A 6,841-nucleotide genomic window follows, 5' to 3' on the forward strand; every position below is an offset into this window, starting at 1 on the left:
TCGTCAAATAGCCCCGCTACTTGTGCCCTTCAGGGTATTCTCCTCAGAATCAGAAATTTTTATCTTCAATTCCTCGCCATACCCGCTACAGGAGCGCCCAGTCGGGCGCTATTCTCGGACAGCCTCCCGGGAAACCACAACCCAAGATCGATCCGGGCAAGAACAATACCCGCTATTTGGACAGTAATTGATCCAGCGAACAATCCAGCGCTTCCCGGCGGGCACTGTTTACTGTGTGCAACCTCTGAACCAGGTCAGATAACCAGCCCGGATCATCACCGCCAGGAATATTCCGGAGCTGCTCATTCTGAGGCATCGGCCATGGCAACTGCTCACAGAAAGTAAACAGGCTGATCTGTCTGAGATCCCTGGCCAAGAGCCATTCGCCGTTATCATTCTTGCTGATCAACCCCATGCCCATCAGCCGGACGGTATGGCACTCCCATTCATCAAGAGAGACCGAAAGATTACACTTGTGCAGATCGGGGTAATACAACCCCTGCCCCTGCGCAAACTTTTCCTGCAGCTGCCTGAGGATTAATAACATCGAGATTAACGGGTGTAGGCGCTCACCCGGGGCCTGTTGGCCGTCCACATCCAGGGATCGAACCAGCACGGCACCAAACAGCACCATCAGCCAGCTCAGATACACCCAGAGCAAAAAAAGCGGCACCGCGGCAAAGGCACCGTAAATCAGATGATAGGTTGGCGAGAGAGTAATAAACAGGGTAAAGCCAACCTTGGCCAGCTCAACCAGAATGGCTACAAAAATCGCACCGGCCAAGGCATGACCCACCGGTACTTTTCTGTTGGGTACAGCGGTGTACAGCAAAGTAAGTACTAATGTACTCAAAAAAATAGGCATCAGCCGCAGCAGCCACTGCTCGCCACCGAGAATGGCCGTAGTATCAGAAACCAGCTTGAGAGAAGCCAGATAAGAAGTGGCCAGAAAACCGACACTCAACAACACAGGCCCCAGGCTGAGAATGGCCCAGTACAGCAGAAAACCGGAAATACCCCGGCGGACATGGGCCACCTGCCAGATATTATTCAACGCCCGGTCAATGGTTCTCAGCATCAGAAAAGAGGTGACCAGCAGAAAAGCGATACCAATACCGGTCAGTTTTCTTGCCTGTTGGGAAAAATCGTTCAGATAAGATTGCACCATCTCTCCTGTAGAAGGCACAAAACTGGTAAAGATAAAGTTCTGAATGGTGTCGCCTACATCATTCAGGCTGGGCACTGCTGAGAGGATACTGTAGGTCACCGTCATCAGTGGTACAACAGCAAACAGCGTCGTATAGGTCAGTGCTGCGGCATTTTCAATGCTGTGGTTATCAAGAAAACGTTTAATAACCGCTGTGACAAACCTCTGGAAGGATGACCAGGATTGCAGAACCGGTGCCATGGTGAACTCCCTGTCAAATAAGCGCCAAGTGTACCGAATTCAGAAAGTGAAAGTGAAAGTGACCAGGTTGCCTGAAATGATTTGCAGGGCATCCATAGAGATTGGTAGGCTTTGCGCAAAGTATCTCCTGTGAAATACACCGCGCAAGGTCATCATGAGCATTACTATCTTTCATAATCCACGTTGTTCCAAATCCCGTCAAACCCTGAGCCTGCTGAAAGAGCACGGCATCACTCCCGAGGTGGTACTGTATCTGGAAACCCCACCGGATGCGGAACAACTGAAAACCATTCTGGGCCAGCTGGGCATCAGCGCCCGGGAGCTGCTTCGTAAAGGTGAACAGGAGTTCAAGGATAATAACCTCAAAGACCCATCCCTGACTGAAGCGCAACTGATCAACTGTATGTGCAAGTTTCCCGGGTTGATTGAGCGCCCTATTGTGATCAACGGCGAAAAAGCCAGAATTGGTCGCCCACCTGAGTCTGTGCTTGAGATTCTCTGACCATGCAACAAAAAGCCCACCGAATCTATCAAGTGTGCCTGGCACTCTATGCTGGCCTGATTCTCTCTTTGCTGGCCGAAACCTGGTGGTTGAATCCGCCCCCGGGTTCCGTCTTTGGTATCTCTGCCTTGCAGATACTACCACTGCTGCTGCCGCTTCCCGGCCTCGTGAAGCGTGGTCTGAGAGCCGCATCCTGGCTCTGTTTTATCCTTTGCTTTTATTTCATCAGTGGCGTTCTTGATACCTGGTTCAGGCCTGAACAACCCCAGGGATGGCTGATCACCGGGTTCAGCGTACTGTTATTTGTTGCTGCCATGATGTTTATCCGCTGGCAGGCCCGGGCGAACAGGTTAGTGGAGAGTTAGTATCGATTCAGGCCCGCTTCCTTGCCGATCCGGGCCTGATGATAACTGTAACTCAATATGCCCACATGCCATGCCACATCTGCCAATCTCACTTTTCAGATAGTCGTATCTGGCCTTTTGCAAGTTCTCCAATTGAGCAGGCCTCTTTGGCCAGTTTTTCAATAACCAGGTTTCTGCTTCCTGGACCCTCTGCTCAGGTGACTGTTCACCCACTTCAGGAATTTTCTGGTGCTGCCTTGTAGCCAGATACATTTGCTCCACAAGCGATGAGCGCACCCCGGGCGGCAGAGTAATCACCTCAGAAGGTGCCACTGAACTGGTTGCTGAGTATAATTCCAGCAATGCATCTTCCAGTTCATAACGGGAGAGTTCTGGCCAATCTCCGGATTCAGGGATTCCCACAGCAATCAATGCGTTCAACTGAGGTTTCCGGGAGAGCACTTTATGAAGGTGTTCCAGGTTTTTTTTGGACCGCTTGGTTAATGTTGTTTTACCGGCTTCAAAATAAAGCACCGGTTCAAGCGCATGGCCTGTGGTGCGGGAAAGGTAGTCGAACGGTGCATCTGCAATGGCCATCAAACGCTGCTCAACCGCCCGACAGATACGCTTTGGTAATGCAGCATACGATTTACCAGGCTTAATGGCAAATGGTACGGCCGCAATACCCGATGGATCTGTTATCAGGGCTTTTAATAGTTGAATGGATGAAACCGGTGAGCCATTGGCGATCTTTTTTGCCTGCCAGTCAGAAATATCAAGCTGGCCCGCCAAGTTTTGGCTGTTGTATCTCAAGTCAAATTCAGTACCCTGCATATTATAACCGGCAACAAACGAATATCCTTGTAAGGGACCTGCAAGGCGAGCATTGCTGAGCTGAAAGGCAAAATCATTGGCAAAGCCGGATAATTGACCTCTTAACTGAAAATCCCCGACATCGGCCAGTGCAGCACTGAGCTGATAGGTCCAGACATCTTTTCCTTTCCCTGAAATAGCATCTGCAACCAGGCTTGCGTTGACGTTGGCAAATATCCAGGGCAAATGACCACTGGCCAGCTCAAGACGACTGTCATTAATAGCAAAAGAAGAAATGAATACAGGCAAGGTTGGTACTAACTGAACCAACCATTCTTCTGTCAGTGTCCTGGTCAGATCAAGACCTGAAACAGACAATTCTGCCGTAGATTGTGCAGGTTTATGGCCATGAAATTGCAGGTTATTCAGACACCACTGCTGCCACCTGGCAAACATGCCCGGCAATGAGAGCTGCCCACGTTGCCCTGCCACATTGCCCTTCAGGGTCAGGCCGCCTGGCTTATCCCAGGACAGTGATAATATGGCGCTCACTGTTCCTGAAAGATGGTCATTGGCAGAAAGCTCATTATTCAGCATTACCAATGCCTGCACGGGATCTGCCTTGACAAGCGCTGACAAAGGCAGTTTGACCAGCCTTGCCTCACCATCCAGCAAGCCTTTACTGACCTCATAAACGCCAGAGAAGCTCCAGCTCGCACCATCACGGTTAGCCAGATCAATCCCGATTCTGCCTTCCTCTTCTTTCTTCAGTGTCAGTTGGTCAAAAGAAAGTGGCTGGTCTATTCCGGTGATGGCAAGCGTGCCACGGTTAATGGATAGCCCTTGCAGGCCACTGGGCAGAGGGGTGGCAATTAACGCCGGATCAATGGTGACGCTGGCATTGTCCAGCTCAACGGCACTGAACGATTCAATGTTTTCGCCTAACCACGGTCCCCACCAATGACGATAATTCAACACTAAACTGGCCTGTTGAGCAGTGAATTGAATTCCTTGTTCTTCCAACTGAATATCACTGGCGGTCAGTCGGCGTTGCCAGGGATCAAAAGTGATGTCTTTAGCGGGCAAACGTTGCCCGATCTGCTGGTCAAGGTTGTTGAGAACCCGATCAGAAACCCGGGCAAGCCACAGCCATGCAGAAATAGAAAGGACGCCCAGAATAACAAGCCCCGAAAGCACAACAAAGTGAAAGCCACCGATTTTTCTCAACGACATGGGACAATTCCGAACCTGATGACCAATCCTTCACGCTAAAAGTTTTTGAGCGACCCAACACTGTGGTTTTCATCACCCCCCGGGAGGAATTTCAGAGTCACCACCCCATGACTTCCTTGACAAAGGGAATAGTAAGCTTGCGCTTGGCTCGCAGGGAAGCACTGTCCAGTTTATGCAACAAGGAAAACAGCGTGCCCATATCCCTGGAGCCACGATGAATAATAAAGCGGGCTACTTCATCACTCAGGTCAAAGCCACGGTAATGAGCCCGGAGTTTGAGTGCAAAGACCCTGTCCCGGTCATCCAGGGGATGGACCTGAAATACCAGGCCCCAGCCAAGGCGGGAAACCAGGTCCTGAAGTTGAATACCCAGAGTCCTGGGCGGATTATCTGCCGCCACCAGAAAACGGGTTCTGGAATCCCTGAGCCGGTTAAACAGATCAAACAATGCTTCTTCCCACTCACCGATACCGGCAATTTCACCAATATCGTCAAGGCAAACCAGCTGCAGCCGCTCGATACCTTCCAGAAGCTTCGGAGAATAGTGAACCAGCTCTTTCATTGGCAGATAAATGCTTCGCCCGCTGCGACGGTCCACCTGATGACAGGCAGCCTGGAGCAGATGGCTGCAGCCAACCCCTTTGGGGCCATAGAGGAAAATAAACTGTTCGGATTCGATGCCGGGAACCAATTTATCCATATCCAGAAGATTGACCAGCGTTTCGTTGCGCCCACTGTAGAAGTTGGCGAACGTGGCGTCGTCTCTTAACTGGACGCTGAGCGGTAGCTGCACAGGCAAACTCATAATGGACATCAAATTCGTAAAAGTAGTGTGATACTGACAATCGAAACTGCAACGTTACAAAAGACAGTAACACAATAAAACCGTTCAATTATCAACAGGCATTGACTGATATCAATAAACCTATGAATAAATCGAGTTAACCCTGTCTTGCAACCGCTTTTACCATATATGGACAGTTTGGAGTATTCCGCGAGAGTTGATAAAAAAAATTGGCAACAAAAAAAGATATCAGTCTCTCAGGCTGCCGGGCATGATAAGGGTCTCATTTTAACCGCCTGTCAGTAGGACCAACTGTAGCGCATAGTCGCTGGCGAGCCTGACGATACATCCGCTGCCACCGGCCTGAGATTTCGCCCCAGGGCCAGGGCATCAGCCAACTGGCTTTCAGACCCGTCAATAACCAGTTCCAACTCAACCGTTGAACCTGCCACCCGATGAACAGACACCTCACGAATAGCCGTCATTCGCTCCAGAAATTTATAAAGGGCAGCATAATCTTCCAGACTGGCTATATTCTCAACCACCAGCAGCGTCTTGCCACTGGCATCGGAAGCATCAATGGCATAATGCCGGGCCAGGGTTGTCCCCACCAGATCAGCCGCCAGCTGTGTCAACTCAACAGCATCCAGGCCATCAACCGCCACAGACTGACTTACCCCCCGGAATATCAAAGTCAGCCGACCCTGGTAAAGCTCATTTGGCGCCAGAGCGCCAGGTGACAGAGCACGGGATAAACGCCCGGTCAGAATCGATTCAGAACCATAACGCCGGGAAGCCTCCTGCAATTTGTGGGTAAAACCGCCCCATACCTCAGCGGTGGAAATTGCCGCAGCATCTTCAAAGTCCAGCAAGGGAAATAGGACCGGTAAGCCACGCCCCTGAAAGCTGTCAGCAAACACGGCTGGAAGGACACCTGAGGCATTGACTATTGAGCGCTGCCCACCGCTCTCCACCGCCAGCCATACCAGTGTCGACGGCCTGCTCTCCCCCCAGATGGCAACACCGGCACTGCGCAGCAGGCGGTTTATCGCCTGCTCGTCAAACGTCGCCTGCAAATATTGCTGACGGTTGGGAGAAAAATCCTGATTGCCAGCAGAGCTGTGAAAGCCAAACTTGCGAATGTAGGTTTCCGGCTTGGCCAGGGCGCTTTTTACCACACGATTAGTCAGTACCTCACGCTGCCCGGCCACTTTCACCAACACATCAGCCAGAGCCCGGGTCATGGCGTCATTACGATCCCGGGAACCTTGTCCGGACACCGGCACATCCTGACTGTATAAGCCTTTGACCGTGGCCCCATGGGTAGGCATCAGTACCAGAAGACCCATAACCAAACAGGCCATCCTGACTGCTGAAGGAGCTGCAATAGCGGGCAAAAAGGCAAGTGCATTAACAAGTGCATTGATCAGATGTGTGATAAGAGCGTTGCATCGCTTGGCCACAGGCATCAATAAAATCCTGTACATACAAATCAAATAAATATCATTCTGCCATAAATCCGACAAAAAAATACTTCTTTTGCCAACGTTCGGACCACTGGGGCGATTAATCAAGAAATTAGCAACAATTCAGCAACAGCATTGCGCTAAATGCCACACCCTCCTAGAATACCCGCCTTCAGCCACCCAAACCGTACTGAACACGGTGAATAGTCCAACACAGTTGCCACCGCCGGTGGTATCCAGGAGGCTGTCCGAGAATAGACTGCCCTACTGCGGTGGCAGCAAATTGGTCTA

General features: G+C 50.9%; 7 protein-coding genes. 3 read left to right on the forward strand and 4 right to left on the reverse strand.

What is annotated here, in order from left to right:
* A partial coding sequence (locus KDK14_RS12370; protein WP_257265438.1) for a hypothetical protein occupies nt 1-187 on the forward strand: 187 nt, incomplete at its 5' end.
* Here the strand turns inward: KDK14_RS12370 and KDK14_RS12375 are convergent.
* Nucleotides 173-1,408 (reverse strand): YihY family inner membrane protein, encoded by a 1,236-nt coding sequence (locus KDK14_RS12375; RefSeq protein WP_257265439.1) that lies wholly within the window; start codon nt 1,406-1,408, stop codon nt 173-175. The two genes, KDK14_RS12370 and KDK14_RS12375, sit on opposite strands and share 15 nt — an antisense overlap.
* Nucleotides 1,409-1,562: 154 nt before the next feature.
* Between KDK14_RS12375 and arsC the strand changes: the two genes are divergently transcribed.
* Together arsC and KDK14_RS12385 are read left to right on the forward strand one after the other, a co-directional pair.
* Nucleotides 1,563-1,910, forward strand: a complete 348-nt coding sequence (arsC, locus tag KDK14_RS12380) for an arsenate reductase (glutaredoxin) (protein ID WP_257265440.1) — start codon at nt 1,563-1,565, stop codon at nt 1,908-1,910.
* Between the two features lie 2 nt (nt 1,911-1,912).
* Nucleotides 1,913-2,275, forward strand: coding sequence for a DUF2069 domain-containing protein (locus KDK14_RS12385; RefSeq protein ID WP_257265441.1), 363 nt, complete (start codon nt 1,913-1,915; stop codon nt 2,273-2,275).
* On the opposite strand, the gene KDK14_RS12390 is transcribed toward KDK14_RS12385, so the two are convergent.
* From KDK14_RS12390 to KDK14_RS12400, 3 genes are all read right to left on the reverse strand, one after another.
* Nucleotides 2,261-4,300: a hypothetical protein gene (locus tag KDK14_RS12390; protein WP_257265442.1), complete on the reverse strand. Its 2,040-nt coding sequence runs from the start codon at nt 4,298-4,300 to the stop codon at nt 2,261-2,263. The two genes, KDK14_RS12385 and KDK14_RS12390, sit on opposite strands and share 15 nt — an antisense overlap.
* A 97-nt stretch (nt 4,301-4,397) precedes the next feature.
* Nucleotides 4,398-5,114, reverse strand: coding sequence for a DnaA regulatory inactivator Hda (gene hda, locus KDK14_RS12395; protein WP_257265443.1), 717 nt, complete (start codon nt 5,112-5,114; stop codon nt 4,398-4,400).
* A gap of 269 nt (nt 5,115-5,383) precedes the next feature.
* Nucleotides 5,384-6,553, reverse strand: coding sequence for a DUF2066 domain-containing protein (locus KDK14_RS12400; protein ID WP_257265444.1), 1,170 nt, complete (start codon nt 6,551-6,553; stop codon nt 5,384-5,386).
* Nucleotides 6,554-6,841 lie beyond the last annotated feature (288 nt).

This window comes from Endozoicomonas sp. ONNA2 (assembly GCF_024606365.1).
Classification (GTDB): Bacteria; Pseudomonadota; Gammaproteobacteria; order Pseudomonadales; family Endozoicomonadaceae; genus Endozoicomonas.